Source organism: Streptomyces geranii (assembly GCF_002954775.1).
GTDB classification, from domain to species: domain Bacteria; phylum Actinomycetota; class Actinomycetes; order Streptomycetales; family Streptomycetaceae; genus Streptomyces; species Streptomyces geranii.
Window position 1 is genome coordinate 133,732 of the sequence record NZ_PJME01000012.1, and the last position, 16,366, is coordinate 150,097.

Annotated in this window: 19 protein-coding genes and 1 pseudogene; 8 read left to right on the forward strand and 12 right to left on the reverse strand. The window is 72.2% G+C overall.

The window, feature by feature from the left end; translation table 11 throughout:
- Positions 1-28 precede the first annotated feature (28 nt).
- Positions 29-1,057 (forward strand): 4-hydroxy-2-oxovalerate aldolase, encoded by a 1,029-nt coding sequence (dmpG, locus tag CW359_RS18760; protein ID WP_105971173.1) that lies wholly within the window; start codon positions 29-31, stop codon positions 1,055-1,057.
- Positions 1,058-1,612: 555 nt separating this feature from the next.
- Here the strand turns inward: dmpG and CW359_RS18765 are convergent.
- Positions 1,613-2,098: a MarR family winged helix-turn-helix transcriptional regulator gene (locus tag CW359_RS18765; protein ID WP_105971099.1), complete on the reverse strand. Its 486-nt coding sequence runs from the start codon at positions 2,096-2,098 to the stop codon at positions 1,613-1,615.
- Between the two features lie 75 nt (positions 2,099-2,173).
- Between CW359_RS18765 and CW359_RS18770 the strand changes: the two genes are divergently transcribed.
- Positions 2,174-4,321, forward strand: a complete 2,148-nt coding sequence (locus tag CW359_RS18770; protein ID WP_105971100.1) for an MMPL family transporter — start codon at positions 2,174-2,176, stop codon at positions 4,319-4,321.
- 108 nt (positions 4,322-4,429) lie between these two features.
- Here CW359_RS18770 and CW359_RS18775 read toward each other — a convergent pair whose 3' ends face one another.
- The 6 genes from CW359_RS18775 to CW359_RS18800 all read right to left on the reverse strand — a co-directional run bounded on the left by CW359_RS18775 (position 4,430) and on the right by CW359_RS18800 (position 9,521).
- Positions 4,430-5,917, reverse strand: a complete 1,488-nt coding sequence (locus CW359_RS18775) for an SDR family oxidoreductase (RefSeq protein WP_198655282.1) — start codon at positions 5,915-5,917, stop codon at positions 4,430-4,432.
- A 200-nt stretch (positions 5,918-6,117) separates the two neighbouring features.
- The gene (locus CW359_RS18780; RefSeq protein WP_105971101.1) at positions 6,118-7,104 is read right to left on the reverse strand and encodes a YihY/virulence factor BrkB family protein; all 987 of its coding nucleotides are present in this window, start codon (positions 7,102-7,104) and stop codon (positions 6,118-6,120) included.
- Complete coding sequence (locus CW359_RS18785; RefSeq protein ID WP_105971102.1) at positions 7,094-7,690, reverse strand: hypothetical protein; 597 nt, start codon at positions 7,688-7,690, stop codon at positions 7,094-7,096. The genes CW359_RS18780 and CW359_RS18785 overlap by 11 nt, the downstream gene beginning before the upstream one ends.
- Positions 7,690-8,781 (reverse strand): DUF6286 domain-containing protein, encoded by a 1,092-nt coding sequence (locus CW359_RS18790; protein ID WP_198655276.1) that lies wholly within the window; start codon positions 8,779-8,781, stop codon positions 7,690-7,692. The genes CW359_RS18785 and CW359_RS18790 overlap by 1 nt, the downstream gene beginning before the upstream one ends.
- Positions 8,778-8,963 carry a hypothetical protein gene (locus CW359_RS18795; protein ID WP_157968578.1) on the reverse strand — a complete coding sequence of 62 codons (186 nt, stop codon included), beginning with the start codon at positions 8,961-8,963 and terminating at the stop codon, positions 8,778-8,780. The genes CW359_RS18790 and CW359_RS18795 overlap by 4 nt, the downstream gene beginning before the upstream one ends.
- A 54-nt stretch (positions 8,964-9,017) precedes the next feature.
- Positions 9,018-9,521 (reverse strand): Asp23/Gls24 family envelope stress response protein, encoded by a 504-nt coding sequence (locus CW359_RS18800; protein WP_105971104.1) that lies wholly within the window; start codon positions 9,519-9,521, stop codon positions 9,018-9,020.
- 259 nt (positions 9,522-9,780) lie between these two features.
- On the opposite strand from CW359_RS18800, the gene CW359_RS18805 reads away from it, so the two are divergent.
- Genes CW359_RS18805 through CW359_RS18815 form a run of 3 tightly spaced genes read left to right on the forward strand, consistent with a single transcriptional unit; the run spans position 9,781 to position 11,359 of the window.
- On the forward strand, positions 9,781-10,380 hold the full coding sequence (locus tag CW359_RS18805) for an RNA polymerase sigma factor (RefSeq protein ID WP_105971105.1): 600 nt from the start codon (positions 9,781-9,783) through the stop codon (positions 10,378-10,380).
- Complete coding sequence (locus tag CW359_RS18810; protein WP_105971106.1) at positions 10,377-11,012, forward strand: Asp23/Gls24 family envelope stress response protein; 636 nt, start codon at positions 10,377-10,379, stop codon at positions 11,010-11,012. The genes CW359_RS18805 and CW359_RS18810 overlap by 4 nt, the downstream gene beginning before the upstream one ends.
- On the forward strand, positions 11,009-11,359 hold the full coding sequence (locus CW359_RS18815; RefSeq protein ID WP_105971107.1) for a hypothetical protein: 351 nt from the start codon (positions 11,009-11,011) through the stop codon (positions 11,357-11,359). Before CW359_RS18810 ends, CW359_RS18815 begins: the two co-directional genes overlap by 4 nt.
- 88 nt (positions 11,360-11,447) lie before the next feature.
- On the opposite strand, the gene CW359_RS47120 is transcribed toward CW359_RS18815, so the two are convergent.
- Positions 11,448-12,011, reverse strand: a complete 564-nt coding sequence (locus tag CW359_RS47120; protein ID WP_105971108.1) for a helix-turn-helix domain-containing protein — start codon at positions 12,009-12,011, stop codon at positions 11,448-11,450.
- A 115-nt stretch (positions 12,012-12,126) separates the two neighbouring features.
- Entirely contained in the window at positions 12,127-12,888 is a 762-nt protein-coding gene (locus CW359_RS18825; RefSeq protein WP_105971109.1) for a sulfite exporter TauE/SafE family protein, read from the reverse strand.
- Positions 12,889-12,971: 83 nt separating this feature from the next.
- Here CW359_RS18825 and CW359_RS18830 point away from each other — a divergent pair, with 83 nt between their 5' ends.
- Positions 12,972-13,907, forward strand: coding sequence for a LysR family transcriptional regulator (locus CW359_RS18830; RefSeq protein WP_105971110.1), 936 nt, complete (start codon positions 12,972-12,974; stop codon positions 13,905-13,907).
- A gap of 115 nt (positions 13,908-14,022) precedes the next feature.
- Here CW359_RS18830 and CW359_RS18835 read toward each other — a convergent pair whose 3' ends face one another.
- From CW359_RS18835 to CW359_RS45320, 3 genes are all read right to left on the reverse strand, one after another.
- Positions 14,023-14,223, reverse strand: a complete 201-nt coding sequence (locus tag CW359_RS18835; protein ID WP_157968579.1) for a hypothetical protein — start codon at positions 14,221-14,223, stop codon at positions 14,023-14,025.
- A 226-nt stretch (positions 14,224-14,449) separates the two neighbouring features.
- Positions 14,450-14,752, reverse strand: coding sequence for a hypothetical protein (locus CW359_RS18840; protein ID WP_105971112.1), 303 nt, complete (start codon positions 14,750-14,752; stop codon positions 14,450-14,452).
- A gap of 111 nt (positions 14,753-14,863) precedes the next feature.
- Entirely contained in the window at positions 14,864-15,151 is a 288-nt protein-coding gene (locus CW359_RS45320) for a hypothetical protein (RefSeq protein ID WP_157968580.1), read from the reverse strand.
- A 271-nt stretch (positions 15,152-15,422) separates the two neighbouring features.
- Between CW359_RS45320 and CW359_RS18850 the strand changes: the two genes are divergently transcribed.
- Together CW359_RS18850 and CW359_RS18855 are read left to right on the forward strand one after the other, a co-directional pair.
- A complete protein-coding gene (locus CW359_RS18850) occupies positions 15,423-15,761 on the forward strand; it encodes a hypothetical protein (RefSeq protein ID WP_157968581.1) in 339 nt (112 codons plus the stop codon).
- Between the two features lie 88 nt (positions 15,762-15,849).
- Positions 15,850-16,149 (forward strand): annotated as a pseudogene (locus CW359_RS18855) (hypothetical protein); the annotation flags it as partial.
- Positions 16,150-16,366 lie beyond the last annotated feature (217 nt).

Sequence of the window (16,366 nt, forward strand, 5' to 3'; positions counted from 1 at the left end):
GTCGGCCACCGGGGCTCCGCCCGCCCGCGTGGACCGGCGGCTGTACATCCAGGACGTCACCCTGCGGGACGGCATGCACGCCGTCCGGCACCGCGTCGACCCGGCCGACGTGGGCCGTATCGTGGCCGCGCTCGACGCGGCGGGGGTCGACGCCATCGAGGTCGCCCACGGCGACGGCCTCGCGGGCGGCTCGGTGAACTACGGTCCGGGCAGCCACACCGACTGGGAGTGGATCGAGGCCGCGGCCGACAGCGTCCGCTCGGCGGTCCTCACCACGCTCCTCCTGCCCGGCATCGGCACCATCACGGAACTGGAGCGCGCCCACGCGCTGGGCGTCCGCTCGGTGCGCGTGGCGACCCACTGCACCGAGGCCGACATCTCCGCGCAGCACATCGCCAAGGCCCGCGAGCTGGGGATGGACGTCGCGGGCTTCCTGATGATGAGCCACCTGGCCCCGGCGGCCGAACTCGCCGCCCAGGCCAGGCTGATGGAGTCCTACGGCGCGCACTGCGTGTACGTCACCGACTCCGGGGGCCGGCTCACCATGGACGGGATGCGCGAGCGCGTACGGGCCTACCGCGACGTGCTCGACCCGGCCACCGAGGTCGGTGTGCACGCGCACGAGAACCTGTCGCTGTCGGTCGCCAACAGCGTCGTCGCCGTGGAGGAGGGCGTGACCCGGGTGGACGCCTCCCTCGCCGGGCAGGGCGCGGGGGCGGGAAACTGCCCGATCGAGGCGTTCGTCGCCGTCGCGACCCTGAACGGCTGGGAGCACGGCTGCGACGTGTTCGCCCTCCAGGACGCCGCCGACGACCTGGTCCGACCCCTGCGGGACCGCCCAGTGCAGGTCGACCGGGAGACCCTGACCCTCGGCTACGCGGGCGTGTACTCGTCCTTCCTCCGGCACGCCGAGATCGCCGCCGCCCGCTACGGCGTCGACGCCCGGACCCTGCTCCTGGAGGTGGGCCGCCGGGGCCTGGTGGGCGGCCAGGAGGACATGATCGTGGACATCGCCCTCGACCTGGCCCCGGCCGGGAACACGCCTGCCCAGCACTGAGCGTCTGCGTCGGGGTAGTCGCTGTGAGCGACGCCCGCGTTCCAGCAGGCCGAGGAAGAGGCTTCCGGACTGCGGTCTCGGGATCGCGGGTTCCGGATCGTCGTCCGGTGCCCGTTGCGTCGACCGCGCCCAACTCGGCCTGGACCGCGCACAGTACGCCGTCACGCCCAGGCCGCCACCGCCGACGACATGATCTCCAGCTACCCGCGGCGCAGCACCCGCAGCGAGCGCCGCCGGCTGGAACCCCTCGTCGGCGGCGGGCCAGGTCCGTGTCCCGCAGTCGCCGCAGGCGGGGGCGGGAGCGCTTGCGATCAGCAATCCTCACGCCGTCGCCTCATGGGCGATGCGGAGCGGCACCGTCGGCGGCAGACAGCTGGGGTGGGGCGTCCTGAGCACCGGAGGAGCGAGCGATTTGGGGCCCGGTGTCAGGGCCGGCGTCTGGATGTATGTCACCAATGACAACAAGGCGTCCTCGATCACGTGCGGCCCGTTCGAGGTGCCCCTGGTGGTAGGACGCCGCCAGGAGACCTCGGGTGTCCGGGCGGCAGCGGCCGTTCAGCGGCTGAGGAGGGTGAGTTGCCGGTTCATCTCGGCCAGGAACCGGACGACGACGGCCAGTTCGTCGGTCGTGAAGCGGTCGCATGCCGCCGCGGTGCTGTGGGCCAGCGGGCGGAAGTAGTCGCTGGCCACGCGTCGGGCCGCCGGCGCGTAGTGCAGGTGCACCACGCGCCGGTCGTCGACCGCCCTGACGCGCTGGATGTGGCCCGTCTTCTCCAGGCGGTCGATGCACGCGGTGACCGCGCCGGACGTGAGGCTGAGTTGCTCGCGCAGCCGGCCGGGCGTCATGGGTCCGTCGTCGGTGTCGGCGTCCAGGATCGCGATCAGGGCCAGTACGTCGGTGAGGTGCAGGCCCTGCGCCTGCGCGAAGTCGTGGGCGATGCGGTTGAACTCGGCGTTCATCGCGCGCAGGAGTACGGCGAAGGCCTGTAGTCCCGTCGGGTCGTCTCCGGGAAGGGGCGACGAGGAGTTGTTGACGGGCATGCCCCCAGTATATGTTCTCTCAATCATTGAGATACTTGATGATTGACTCATTTCCGCCGCCGTCTGAGGATGCTCATGGGAACCACACCGCGCCGGGCCCGGTGGCTCGTACCGCTCGTCCTGCTTCTCGTCTGGCTGGGCGTGGGCGGCACGCTCGGTCCCTACGCCGGGAAACTGGGCGAGGTGGCCACCAACGACCAGGCCGCGTTCCTGCCGCAGAGCGCCGAGTCGACCCAGCTACTCACGGCGCGGAAGGCGTTCGACCAGTCCGAGACACTGCCGGCCATCGTGGTCTGGACAGCAGACGGGAACCAGGTCGGCACGGCCCAGCAGACCGCCGCCACCCGCGCCGTCGGCGCACTCGCCGGACAGCCCGCAGTGGTCGGACGCCCCTCCCCCGCCGTCCTCTCCGACGACGGACAGGCCCTGCAGGCCGTCGTCCAGCTGAGGTCCGACCTCGGGGAGAAACTCCCGGAGGTCCTCGACACCGTGCGTGAGGCGGCCCGGGGCGTGCCGGGCGTCACGGCACAGATCGCGGGACCGGCCGCGAGCCAGGCCGACCTGTCGGGCGCATTCGCGGGCATCGACGGACTGCTGCTGGGCGTGGCGCTGGGCGCCGTACTCCTGATCCTGCTGCTCGTCTACCGCAGCGTCCTGCTGCCGCTCCTGATCATCCTCGGGGCTGTCCTCGCCCTCGGACTGGCCTGCGCGGTCGTCTACGTGCTCGCGGACCGGGACGTGGTCAGGGTGGACGGGCAGGTGCAGGGCATTCTGTCGATCCTCGTGATCGGCGCCGCCACCGACTACGCGCTTCTGCTGGCCGCCCGTTTCCGTGAGGAGATCACGGTGCACGGGGACCGGACCGCCGCCGCGGTGGCCGCGGTACGCCGTTCCTTCGGCGCGATCACGGCGAGCGCCGCCACCGTGGCGCTCGGCCTGCTGGCCCTGCTCGCCAGCGACCTCACGAACAACCGCGCCCTCGGCCCGGTCGGCGCCATCGGCATCGTGTGCGCCGCGCTCTGCGCGCTCACCTTCCTGCCGGCCGTACTGGCCCTGCTGGGCCGCACCGCCTACTGGCCCTCCCGGCCGAAGGCGTCCGGCACACCCGACACGCCGGATGCGGCCGTCGCGTCCGACGCACCGGCCCGAGGACACGGCGTGTGGAACCGCGTCGCCGCGGCCGTGGACGCACGGCCGCGCCTGATCTGGGTGGTTACCGCCCTCGCCCTGGCCGCCCTCGCGGCCTTCTCACCCTCCCTGTCCGCCAAGGGGGTACCGCTCGACGAGATCTTCGTGGGCCGGGCCGACTCGGTCACCGCCCAGGAGACCCTCGGCAAGCACTTCCCGGGCGGATCCGGCAACCCCGCCGTCATCATCGCCGACGCCGACCGCGCCGCTCAGGTGACCGCCACGGCCAGGCGCACCCAGGGCGTGGCGTCGGCCGACACCGTATCCGCCACGGGACGGCCGGACTCCGCCGAACCGCTCGTCGTGGACGGCCGCGTCCGGATCGACGCCACTCTCCAGGCCCCGGCGGACAGCGAAGCGGCCAAGCGGACCGTCACACGGCTGCGCGCGAACCTGCACGCCGTGGCCGGGGCCGACGCGCTGGTCGGCGGGTACACGGCACAGCTGTACGACACCCAGCGGACCGCCGCCCACGACCGCACCGTCATCGTGCCCGTCGTGCTCGGCATCATCCTGCTCATTCTGATGATGCTGCTGCGCTCGTTCCTGGTCCCCGTGCTGCTGGTGGCCACCGTCGCGCTCAACTTCCTGGCGACGCTCGGCGTGTCGGCGCTCGTCTTCCAGCACCTTCTCGGCTTCAGCGGCACGGATGCCTCGGTGCCGCTGTACGGGTTCGTGTTCCTGGTGGCCCTCGGCGTCGACTACAACATCTTCCTGATGTCCCGGGTACGGGAGGAGTCACTCTCCCACGGCACACGGCAGGGCGTGCTGCGCGGACTCACCACGACCGGCGGCGTGATCACCTCGGCCGGCGTGGTCCTCGCCGCGACCTTCGCGGCCCTGACAGTGATCCCGCTCGCCTTCCTGGTGCAGATCGCGTTCATCGTGGCGTTCGGCGTCCTGCTCGACACGCTCGTCGTCCGCTCACTGCTGGTACCCGCCCTCGTGATCGACTCCGGGCCCCGGGTGTGGTGGCCGAGTTCCCTGGCCCGGGACACCGGCGGACGCGGGAACGGGCAGCAGCCCCCAGCGTGACGACACCGCTGCCCGGAACCCGTGATCCGCAGTGGGGCGGCCTGCCGTGCGAACGGACGGTGGCTGCACGGAGCCGGATGCGACGCGGTGCGATCCCGTGGCGCCCTCTCAACGATCGTGACGTTCCCCTCGCGCGCGGCTCGCGGCGCCGACGATGTTGCGTGCCATGCCGCCGAACACGACCGCGTGGAAGGGCCAGATGCTCCACCAGTAGAGGTGGCCCAGCAGTCCGCGCGGGTGGAACAGCGCCCGCTGCCGGTACCGGACGGGCCCGCCGGCGTCGCCCTCCACGCTCATCTCCAGCCAGGCCAGGCCGGGCAACCGCATCTCGGCGCGCAGCCGCAGCAGTCGGCCGCGCTCGATCTCCTCCACGCGCCAGAAGTCCAGCGAGTCGCCGACCCTCAGCCGCCGCGCGTCCCGTCGGCCCCGGCGCAGGCCCACGCCGCCGAACAGTCGGTCGAGCCAGCCGCGTACCACCCAGGCGAGCGAGAAGGAGTACCAGCCGTTCTCCCCACCGATTCCCTCGATGACCTGCCACAGCGCGTCCGGCGCGACATCCGTGTCGAGTTCGCGCAGGTCGCTGTAGAGGCTGCCGCCCGCCCAGTCCGGATCGGTGGGCAGCGGATCGCTGGGGGCTCCCGGCACGGAGGCCGAGGACCAGCGGGTGGCGACCTGGGCCTCGCGGACGCGTCGCAGTGCTAGGGCGACGGCACGGTCGAAGCCCAGAGGGCGGCCGGGCGGGCTGGGCACGTACCGCTCGATGTCCTGCTCCCCGCACACCACCTCGTGGCGCAGCGACTCCGTCAGCGGGCGGGCGATGGAGGCGGGAACCGGGGTCACCAGGCCCACCCAATGGCTCGACAGGCCCGGTGTCAGCACCGGCACGGGCAGGATGACCCGCTTGGGCAGACCGGCGACGGCCGCGTACCGGTGCATCATCTCCAGATACGTGAGGACGTCGGGGCCTCCGATGTCGAAGGCGCGGCTGACCTCGGAGGGAAGAGCGGCGCAGCCCACCAGGACGCGCAGCACGTCCCGTACGGCGATCGGCTGGATACGGGTGCGCACCCAGCGCGGGGTCACCATCACCGGCAGGCGCTCGGTGAGGTAGCGCAGCATCTCGAAGCTCGCCGAGCCCGAGCCGATGATCACTGCGGCGCGCAGCACGGCGGTCGGCACACCCGAGTCCAGCAGGATGCGGCCGACCTCGGCGCGCGAGCGAAGGTGCGGCGACAGCCGGGACTCCGCGACGCCGTCGGGAGTGAGTCCGCCCAGGTAGACCAGGCGGCGGACCCCCGCCAGGCGGGCCTGCTCGCCGAAGACGCGGGCCGCCGCGCGATCGGCACCCTCGAAGTCCCGGCCGCTGCCCAGGGCGTGCACCAGGTAATAGGCCACGTCCACGCCGTCCAGCGCCCGTGCCGTCGACTCGGCGTCGGTCACGTCGCCCCGGACGATCTCCACGCGCCCGGCCCATGGATGGTCGCGCAGCTTGTGCGGGGTGCGGGCCACGCAGCGTACGCGGTAACCCGCGTCCAGCAGCTCCGGCACCAGCCGACCGCCGATGTAGCCGCTGGCACCGGTCACCAGACAGGTCAGGGCGGTCCGGGCCGCTGCCCCGTCCCCGGTCGTGGTCCTGGCCTCTTCGTCCGTCACAGGTCCGTCCAGTCCGTCGAGTACGTCAGTGCTGTGCCGGCGCTGTGCCGTACCGGCGCTGCCCGTCACCCCCTACGGTGTCGGTGGACCGGCCGGACGCACCTGCCGCACGAGGCGATCGGGTGACCCCACCGCGCACCGCCTCAGACGTCGTGGCCCGCCGGCTCGGCCCCGGCGGCCCTTCTCGTCCGCTGTCCGAGGAGGGCTCCCGGGAGGGCGACCCGCCCCTCCTCCGGCCGTACCGGGGTGTCGGCGGACGCGGTGCGGGCGAGTTCAGCGGTGAACTGCGCGCCGGTGAGCAGGGCGAGGTTGGACAGCCAGAGCCAGACGAGGAAGACGACGACGCCCGCGAGGGAGCCGTAGAGCCTGCTGTACGCGTTCAGGCCGGCGGCGTACCAGGCGAAGCCCGCGGAGACCGCCAGCCACAGAGCGGCGGCCAGGACGCCGCCGGGCAGGCTGTGCGCACGTCGGCGTGCCGGGTCCGGACCGGTGTGGAAAACCACCAGGACCAGCAGGGCGACCAGGCACAGCAGCAGCGGCCAGCGCAGCACGCTCCAGACCAGGGTCACGGTGGTGTCCGCGCCCGCGATCCGGCCCGCCGCCTCGGCGAGCGGACCGGTCAGCAGGAGAACGAGGGAACCGGCGAGGAGCAGCCCGAGCAGCGCGAGCGCGGTCAACACGATGCGGGGAGCCCGGCGCCAGGGCGAACGCCGGTCCTGGACCCGGTGCATGCGGTGCAGGGCGCGGCGGAAGACGGCGAGATAGCTGGAGGCCGACCACAGCGCGCTGGCCGTGCCCGCCACGAGGAGCGGCCAGACCTTCGCGTCCGCGTCCAGTGCGCGGGACATGACCGCGTTCAGGTCGGCACCCGACTCGGCCGGGGCGTAGGCCGTGACATGGGCGACGAACTGCTCGGCCGTGTCGGGGCTGATCAGCCCGAACGCGAGGACGGTGACGAGCAGCGCGGGCAGGACGGCCAGGATCGCGTAGTACGTCAGCGCCGCCGCGTGGTCGGTGATGTCGTCGTTCCACAGGGACACGGGTGTCCGCCGCAGCGCCGGCCACCAGGTGGCGGGCAGTGGGGTCCGGAGTGCGCGGCGGTCATCGCCGGCGTACGGGTCAGCGGACACGAGGCCGGCGGTGCGGACGTGCGCCCAGGCGCAGGCGGGTGTGGGCGGTGTACGGCGCCGCCGCCTCCTCGGCCTCGGCCACCACCGCGCACAGGGCGGGCAGTACCTCCTCCGGGGGCGTGTCCGGACGCAGCCACACCCGGAGACCGATGTCCAGTCGCTGCCGGGAGCGGGGCCGGACGCCGACGCGGCAGCGGGCAACGCCCGGCAGTGCCGCCGTCCGTGCGGTCAGGGCCTCCGCCAGTGCCTGGGGGCGCACGGTGGCCCCGGCCGTGGGCAGGGCCAGCCGGCGGGCCGGGCCGGAGTGCAGCTGGGCGAGGGCCCAGCAGGTCAGGAGCACGGTCAGGGCGATGGTCACGGCCATGATCGTAGGCGTCCACCAGCCTGTGCCACGCAACTGCGCCAGCCGGTCGCGGTCGAGCAGCACGGAGCCGGTACCGGCGCCCGTCTCTGCGCTCGGCCACCAGGACGGCAGCCGGTCGGCGACGGCACGGTCCGCGGCGACGAGCCACGAGCCGGCGAGAAGCAGGGCCAGGCCGACGGCCCCGAGTGCGAAACGGTTGACGGCTGTACGGGATTGCCGCATCACGCGTCACCTCCCACGAGGCTGTCGGGGGCCGGGATGCGGGCGGGCTCGGCCGGATCCACGTTCACCTTCGTGTCCGTGTTCGTGCCTGTGTTCGTGTTCGTGTCGGTGTTCGTCTTCGCGTCGGTGTCCGGGGTCACGCCCTTGTCCCTCACCAGCGGTTGCCAACCCGGTTCCGGAGCCACGGTGACCCGCACCCGGGGAGTACGGCGCAGGTGGCAGGCGGTCAGGGCATCGCGGGCCGCCGTCGTGGCCGCGGCAGCCGCGTCCGCCCGGTCGCCGTGGACGAGTCCGGCGCGCACGGTGATACGTCGGCTCCGTGCCCGCACGCGGACCGTGCCGATGCCGTCCGTACGGCCCACCGTGTCGCGGACCAGGCCCTCGACGGCCGATCGGTCCACGGTCGCGTGGACCCGGGCGGCCGGGGTGTGGACCGTCGACCGGCCGCGCCGTCCGGGGGTGACGGCGAGCAGGAGCGTCCACAGGCCGGCCAGGACCATCAGGCCGCCCATGATCACGACCTCGGGGTCGCCGGGCCCGTGTCCGGAGAGCCAGTCCACGGCCGAGACGCGCCAGGCCTCGGGCGCCCGGTGCCAGGTGTGCACGCGCACGAGGTCGACGGCGAGGGCCCCACAGCCTGCTGCGGCCAGTGCGGCGAGCAGTCCGGCCGGAACCCGGCGCCGGGACCAACTACGCCTGGGCGTACGGCCTTTGCCTGCACCCTGTGCGGCCTCCTGGGCCGGGGAGCCGGACGAGGCCCCGGTCGCCGGAGCCGGGATCGCGCCCGGTGACGCCGACGGGGTGAGTCCGGTGACGCCGATCCGGGTGTACGGCACGTCCAGCCCGGTCAGTCGGCTCGTGCGCCCGGTCACGTACTTCTGGAGGCCGCTGACCGTCTCGGCCAGCGGTGCCGGGTAGGGCAACGTCACGCCGAGGGACACCTCGGCCCGGCTGCCGCGTACCGACACGGACGCCTCGGGCGCCCGGCCACCACCCGGACCGGGCAGCGCCTCGACGGCCGCCCGCTCGGCGATCCTGCGCACGGCGCGCTCCGAGACCGTGGTGGTCCCGCGCTGCCCGGCGGCGGTCATCGACGACTCCGCTCGAACATGTCCCGTACGTCCTGCGCGCTGCCGCCGCCCTCGATCCACCGGCCCACCGCCCAGCCCAGGCCGCCGAGGGCGGCCACGAGCAGGAAGGCGCCGAATCCGCCAAAGTACCCGGCGAACGCCAGGGCCATGCCCGCGCTCATGCCCACGAACGGTGTACTCATGCCCATCCACCTCTCACCCACGTCGACTCCCGCATACGCCGTGCCGAACCGCCGTCACTCGACCCGGGTCGCGGCCACGGCAGCGGGTTCCTCCTCGTCGGGCAGGCGGACGTCGTTGACGGTGATGTTCACCTCGACGACCTCCAGGCCGGTGATGCGCTCCACCGCGGAGATCACGTTCTCCCGCACCTCCTCGGCCACCTCCGTGATGGCCACGCCGTACTCGACGACCAGGTCCAGGTCGATGGCCGTCTGCCGCTCGCCCACCTCGACCTTGACGCCACGCCCCACGTTGGGCCGCCCGCCCGGCACGCGGTCGCGCACGGCGCCGATCGTGCGGGAGAGCCCGCCGCCCATGTCGTAGACGCCCGGGATCTCGCGGGCCGCGATGCCGGCCACCTTCACGACGACGACATCGGCGATCGACGTCCTGCCCCGGTTCGCGGCCGGCTGGTCGGCCCCGGCCGCACCCCCGGACACGGCCGTCGTGGTCGGCGCGGTCCTGCCGGTCCGCGAGGCGGGCAGTTCCTTCTCGGCGGGTGCCGTCTGCGTGGTCATGGGGCGTCCCTTCGTAGGGGTACTGATCGACGAGTTGCTCACACCGGGTCAGACCCGCGGTGTTCCGGTCTGTGACGCGGGTACCCGCAAATACCTCGACCGGTCGCTCCGGAGGGCGCCGGAACCGCGAGCCGGACCCCCGCGCGAGGGAAATCGCCCACGCGACGCATCCATACGGCACCTGTCCGGCGAACTGGTCCGTAACAGGCACGCCGGGAAGGTGTCCAACCTTCGGAGACCGTACGAGAGGAGCCACCCAGTGGCGGGGGCCCGCAGACAGACCGCATCACCGGACACCGTGCCGCCGGACAGCCGGGGCGACACGGACGACGCCTTGCTGGCCGTCCGGGCGGCGGAAGGGGACGAGGACGCGTTCGCGGTCCTCGTCCAGCGTCACGCGCCGGCGCTGCTCGGGCTGGCCGTCCGTCTGCTCGGGTCGCAGGCCGAGGGGGAGGACGCCGTGCAGGACGCCTTCCTCAGCGCCTGGCGGAGGTTGCCGGAGTTCCGGGGCCAGGCCTCCTTCGGGACGTGGACGTACCGGATCGTCACCAACCGCTGTCTGAACGTGCTGCGGGCCCGTCGTCCGGCGGTGCCCCTGGAGGCGGCGGCCGACGTGCCCGCGGCCGAGTACAGCACGTCTCCGGCCCGGATCACCGAGGCCCGCGACGCCGTCCGTGAACTGCGGGAAGCCCTCGATCTGCTCTCGGTCGAACAGCGCGCCTGCTGGGTCCTGAGAGAATTGGACGGCCAGTCGTACGAGTTCATCGCGGACGCGGTCGGCATCAGCCAGGATGCCGTGCGCGCCCGCGTCTTCCGTGCCCGCCGTTGTCTGACACAAGCTCTGGGGGCCTGGCGATGACCGACCGCACCGACCCGCCGAACGACACGTCCGCCCACGGCGACGACGAACTCCTGCCGTGCGGACGGCCCCTGTCCCAGGTCTGGGACGACTGGGAACGGCACCCCGACGACACCCATCTGCACGCGTGCCCGCACTGCCGGGACGCCGTGCGCGGACTCGACCAGCTGGAGACCGCGGTGCGCGACCTCCGCAACGAGGAGGCGGACTCCGCCCTCGACACCACGACACTGACCCGGCGCGTCATGGACCTCGTACGCCTCGAACTGCGTCCCGGCCGCCCGCTGCCGCTGGGCGGACCCGCCGAGGATCTGTGGGTCATGGAGGCGGTGGCCGCGCGCGTCCTGCGCGCCGCGGTCGAGTCGGTCACCGGCGTCCGGGCGGGTTCCTGCCGCCTGCGCGACCTCCGCGCCGACGAGACTGCGGACGGCGCGATGGACCAGGGCGTCGCGGTGTGCCTCGACATCCACGCACCGGCCGGCGTCTCCATCCCGTACCTCGCCGAGCAGGTACGGGAACGGCTCCTGGAGGCCGCGGACCGTGAGCTGGGCATGGCCATAGCGGCCGTGGACATCCGTGTCACCGACCTCGTCCCCACTCCGGCCGACGGCCAGGAAGGTGGTGCCCGATGACCGCGCACACCACCACAGCGCCCACGGCACTCATCAAGGAGGTCGCAGACACCGCGGAGGGCGTGCCGGGCGTGGCCTTCCTCCGGCCGGGCGTCACCGACCGGCTGCGTTCCGCGCTGTCCCGGCCCGGGCCGGGCACCACCGGCACGCCCACCGCCGGAGTGCGGATGGTCCGGTCGGACGGTGACAGCCCCTGGTGCGTGGAGATCCACCTCGTGGCCCTCCGCCGGACCAGGGCGCTGGACGTGGCCCGTGCCGTCCGTGACGCCGTCGAGCACCACCTGCTCGCCGTACACCCCGCGCAGGCAGCACCACGGGTCACCGTGACGGTCACGGGCCGCGTATGACTCCCGCGCCGTCCGGTGGACCCGCTCGGATGTCACGACAGAGGGTTGGGCGCGTTGTCACGACGCCCGGATGGTCCGCCGTGCGTCTCTAGGGGTGGGGCGGAGGCGTCGTCATCATGAGGTGCAGTACGACGGTCCAGGCCCCGGCCGCCACTGTCACGAACCGGAACCTGCGGCGACGTCCGGCCGACACCGGGTCGGGCCCGGCCCCCACCGGCACACCGAGCGTCGCCGGTGCCCGGCCCGGCATGACCTCCACTCCCCCGGGCGCCGTTCGGCCTGGCGGCGCGGCGACGACAGGCGGGTGCTCCTCCACTGCCCGCACGACGCGACGGCGGGCGCTCCGACGGGACGGACGCCCCGCGCACCGGGCCGCATCGGGAGTGGCCGGGGCGGGAACCAGGCCTTGGGCCAGGCCGCCGAGGAACGCCGCGTAGGCTGCCCGCCGCAGGCCTGTCGGCGCGGTACGGCCCGCCTCCCAGGACCGTACGGTCGCCTCGGTCACGCCGAACGCCACGGCCACATGCTCCTCGGTGAGCCGCCACGCCCGGCGCAGCCTGGCGCGCTCCTCGGGGCTGGGCAGGGGGGCCTTCCCGTCCCGGCGGTGCGGATGGGACGGCATGGGCTGCTGAGACAGAACGTCGATCGTCATACCCGTATGACAACCAGTACGCGACTCATGTGATCGTCCGCCGAGAAATACACCCGTACGGCCCAGGACTGGAAGGCGGACGCGTCGATCGGGACCGCGGCTCCCCATCGACGGGTCAGCCGCGCAGGAAGTAGAGGACGGTCGTCGTCACCGCCGTCGTCAGGATGACGCCGCGCAGCAGCCAGGCGGGCAGTCGGCGGGCGAGGTGGGCGCCGCCGAAGCCCCCGGCCACGGCGCCGACGAGCATGGCGGCGAGGAGACGGGGAGCGCTCAGCGCGTCCGAGGCGATGAGGAACAGGGCCGTCGCGCTGAGGTAGATGGCCGCGAGTTGGGTGATCCGCATCGGGTTGCTCGCGGCGGCGTCGAGGCCGAGGCCGATGCTCCACAGGGCCATCATCAGGATGCCTACGGCACCGCCGAAGTATCCGCCGTACACAGCGAGGACGAACTGTCCGACCAGAACGGCTCGCGAACTCATGTCGGCCGAGCGGCCCAGCACGCTGCTCAGCCCCCTGGAGAGGCGCCGGCCGAAGGCGAGGACCAGCGTGGCGAAGGCGAGCAGCCACGGAGCCGCGGTGTCGAACGACGACGCGGGCAGCACCAGCAGCAGCCCGGCGCCGACTCCACCACCCACGGCGCTGATCACGGTCAGCACCTTCGTGGAGGTGGGCCCGAGCGGGGTGAGCGCGTCTCGGTACACCCATGCGCCGGCCATGGCACCGGGGACGAGAGCGACCCGCGACACCGCGTTCGCCGTGACCGGTGACAGGCCGAACGCGACGAGAGCGGGGAGCGCCACGAACGTGCCTCCGCCGCCCATGGAGTTCAGGACTCCAGCGGCGACGCCGGCCAGCAGGACAAGGGACAGCTCGACCATGCGCCGAGCATCGCCCGGTGACGAGCGGGTCCACAATGCGTCATCGCTGTAGCCAGCCTGAGGCTGAGCCTTAGGCTGGGTGAGTGCGTTATGACCTGGACGACCTGCGGCTCTTTCTTCATGTCGTCACCGAGGGGTCGATCACGGCGGGCGCTCGCCGTATGCATCTGAGCCTGCCTTCGGCCAGCGCCAGGGTGCGCTCACTGGAGCACCACGCCGGTGTGGCCCTGCTGATCCGCGGCCGGCGAGGCGTACGGCCCACTCCGGCGGGCACGACGCTGGCCCGCCACGCGCGCGAAGTGCTCGACCGGACCGCGCTGCTCGAAAGCGCCGTCGCGAGCTACACCCGGTCTCCGACCGCCCCGCTGACGCTGCTGGGCGGCGGCTCCGCGATGCACCGGCTCGTACCGCGGGCCCTGATCTCGTTCCTCCGCGCGCACCCGGACATCGACGTCAGGGTCGCCGAGAGCCGCACCCCGCAGACCGTGCGGATGCTCGCCGACGGCGAGGCGGACCTGGGGGTCGTCCTGGACGACGAGGCCCACGACTGCGGGCTGCGCATGGAGCCCCTCGGCGACGACTCCCTGGTGGTGATCGGCCAGAGCGGAGGAATCCTCGCCGGACGGACCTCGCTGACCTACGGCGAGGTCGCCGAGCACCCCCTCGTCGGGCTCGACGACGACTCCTCGCTGCGCCGCTGGATCGAGAAGCACCTCGGTCCCCACGCACCGGCGGTGCGCCACCGCACCACCGTCGCCGACCTGGGCGTCCTGGTCGCCCTCGCCGCCGCCGGTGTCGGGCTCGCCGTCGTGCCTCGCCGTGCCGTCGATCCTCTTCTGTCCCTCGACGTGTGCGAACTGCGGGACCCCTGGGCCGGCCGCCGCCATCTCCTGGCCTGGGGCGTCAAGGGCGACGCGGAGTCGGTCGCGACCCCGGCGCTGGCCGAACACCTGCGCCACGCGGCGCTGTCCGAGCCGACCGCCGCCCACAGCACGCACGCCGACCCCGCCGCTCGGTGACCCTTGCCCAACGGCTCACCGCACACCGGAGAGGGGCCGGGGCCCGCTGAACAGGGCGTCCGACGGGCCTGCGCCGCACCGCCGTGGTCTCCGGCTCGGCGAGTCGAACGCCGGATCAGCCGCCGGAGACCCCGACGGTGCCCTTGCCGTCGCCGGTGACGGCACTGGCCCACAGTCCGTCGACCGGCCCCGTGACATCGAGCCAGGTGCGGCCGTTCCAGTGCAACACCCGGGTCTGCTGCGGTTCGTCCTCGACGCACGGGGTGAGGGCGGTGACCCAGGCGCTGCGGGCGGACTCCTGAACAGCCGGTGGCACGACCACTAAAGCAACGGCATTGTCATCCACTCGATAGGGGGGATCAGTCATGCCGGGCCCGGAGGCCACCGGGACTCTTGCAGGACCGCGGAAAACATAACGGGGCTGCGGGGCCTGCCTAGTCGTAAAGTTCGGCCCGGCCATGGCCCCGACCCCAGCAGGTCAGAGCCGTGGCCGGGCCAGGGCCGTGTTCAGGAGGTCGTACGGCGGTCCACTGCCGAATGCTTCACATGCCTCGGTCCGAGATCATCTGGTCCACGGATTTCTGAACCTTCGGCAGGAACGCCGCGATGGTCTCGCTGTTGGGTTCCTCACCGAGCAAGTCCAGAGCGGTCGCTCGGGTAAGGACGATGTCGGGCTGGTGGACCAGGCCTGCGGCCCACACGTCCAACTCCGCTTCGGTGCCCCCGTCGTCACCGGGACCGTAGTTGATGTACAGAACGGGGAGTTCGGCAGAAGAGTCCATAAGAGTACGGATGTCTGCGGCGGTAACCTGCGGCGCTGTTGGCCTGTCGACGGTCGGTTCCATGGTGTGACACTCCTCCGGCTGATAGTCGGGACAGCCTACGTCTGCCGCTGATCCTCTTAGCTGACGGCCGCGCAGCGTGACGCGTCTATCTGGGAAGACAAGGTACGAGGCTCACAACCTCCGCATCGTCGGGAGGTCCAGGTACTGCTTGCGCGGTGCGGGGAGCAGTGGGCGCGGGTCGCCGGGCCCGGCGACCGGCGCCAGTCGCTCAAGGAGCTGCCAGACGCGATCGGTCTCCTCCTGGGTGCCGGAGTACCGGGCGTCGGCGTGGCCCCCGCATCCGGCGAGCAGTCCGCCGAACACGCCGCGCAGCTCGGCGAGGTGGAGGCGACAGGCGCCCAGCAGGGCGAGGTAGGGGCCGACGATGTCGATCCGTACCGGATCAAGAAGGTAGAGCACCCTGAGGCATGCTCACGGTCACCGATCTGTTGTTCGCCGCTGAAACTGGTGTGGGCCGATCCCTCATCACGTCAAAATGAGTCTCATGTCTGCGCTGTGGAGCTTGTTTGCCGCCCCTGTTGGAGCAGTCGCGACCACTCTGATCGGCGTCTTCGCAGGGAGCGCGGTCAGCAGGAGGGCGCAAGACAGACACTGGGTCCGGGACCAAGTGGCGGCAACGTGCGCACGTGTACTTCGCGAATCGTCAAGCGTACTCGTGGACCTTGGCGAGATGGAGAACAGTCGCCCCGACTCCGTTCCCCAGGGTGTCGTGGTCCCCACCACCATCGACTGGAGACCATGGAACGAAGCCCTGAGCATGGTGAACCTTGTCGCCGAGAAGGACATTGCGGAAGCCGCCCACGCCCTCGATGAGCAAATATGGCGCCTCCACACCATAGTCAAACGTGGCCTGACCCCCGAGGAGAGCTGGCTCGTTCTGCGGTTGCATGTGGAATCAGCGCAGAACAACTTCATCACCACCGCGCGCCGCCAGCTCTCGCTGGCCGGAGATCCACTCCAGCGCTTCTCGGGACGGCCCGCTCCGGACGATCCGATCTGGACCTCATGACCTGACTCAAGTCCCACAGCGGACGCGCCCGCGGCAGCGAGGCGGAGATCACGCTGCGGCGTCGCCGGCGCCGTTGCGGCCGAGAGGTCGTTTGTTGCGGCAGAAGGAGGAGCGGGACGCCGAGCCGTCGGCCTGTGTGACCGACGCCCAGAGCGCCAAGACCTCCACCGGCGTCCGCAAGGTGTGGGCCGACGGCGGCTACCACCAGCACCTCGCCGAGCACGCCGCCACCCTCGGCACCCTCGGCACCCTCGGCACCCTCGGCACCCTCGGCACCCTCGGCACCGACAGGGAAATCACCACCCGCACACCCGGGACCAGGGATTTCACCCAGATCCCGAAGCGGCGGGTGATCGAGCGGACCTACCGTCGGCTCCTGCTCCACCGCGTCGGCGTCGACCAGGTCGGCGAGCCTCGTTGGGCGGCCATGAAATCCCAAGGTCGACAGGGCAAAGATGCTTAAAGATCCCCTTGCCCAGATTTGGGATGAGCATGCCCAGCGAAGGAACTGGTGCCGGACAGACTCTTCACAGCGGGGAGGGCGCACCGCCGGTTCTCGACCGCTCCCCACCCTTTGGCTCAGCCGGTCTTCCGGTGTCGACTTG

Coding starts and splice junctions, on each gene's coding strand:
- CW359_RS18770 (WP_105971100.1), top strand. CDS start 2,174: ATGGGAACCACACCGCGCCGGGCCCGGTGGCTCGTACCGCTCGTCCTG.
- CW359_RS18795 (WP_157968578.1), bottom strand. CDS start 8,963: ATGAGTACACCGTTCGTGGGCATGAGCGCGGGCATGGCCCTGGCGTTC.
- CW359_RS18765 (WP_105971099.1), bottom strand. CDS start 2,098: ATGCCCGTCAACAACTCCTCGTCGCCCCTTCCCGGAGACGACCCGACG.
- CW359_RS18825 (WP_105971109.1), bottom strand. CDS start 12,888: ATGGTCGAGCTGTCCCTTGTCCTGCTGGCCGGCGTCGCCGCTGGAGTC.
- CW359_RS18810 (WP_105971106.1), top strand. CDS start 10,377: ATGACCGACCGCACCGACCCGCCGAACGACACGTCCGCCCACGGCGAC.
- CW359_RS18840 (WP_105971112.1), bottom strand. CDS start 14,752: ATGGAACCGACCGTCGACAGGCCAACAGCGCCGCAGGTTACCGCCGCA.
- CW359_RS18790 (WP_198655276.1), bottom strand. CDS start 8,781: ATGACCGCCGCCGGGCAGCGCGGGACCACCACGGTCTCGGAGCGCGCC.
- CW359_RS18800 (WP_105971104.1), bottom strand. CDS start 9,521: ATGACCACGCAGACGGCACCCGCCGAGAAGGAACTGCCCGCCTCGCGG.
- CW359_RS18850 (WP_157968581.1), top strand. CDS start 15,423: ATGGAGAACAGTCGCCCCGACTCCGTTCCCCAGGGTGTCGTGGTCCCC.
- CW359_RS18815 (WP_105971107.1), top strand. CDS start 11,009: ATGACCGCGCACACCACCACAGCGCCCACGGCACTCATCAAGGAGGTC.
- CW359_RS18785 (WP_105971102.1), bottom strand. CDS start 7,690: ATGCGGCAATCCCGTACAGCCGTCAACCGTTTCGCACTCGGGGCCGTC.
- CW359_RS47120 (WP_105971108.1), bottom strand. CDS start 12,011: ATGACGATCGACGTTCTGTCTCAGCAGCCCATGCCGTCCCATCCGCAC.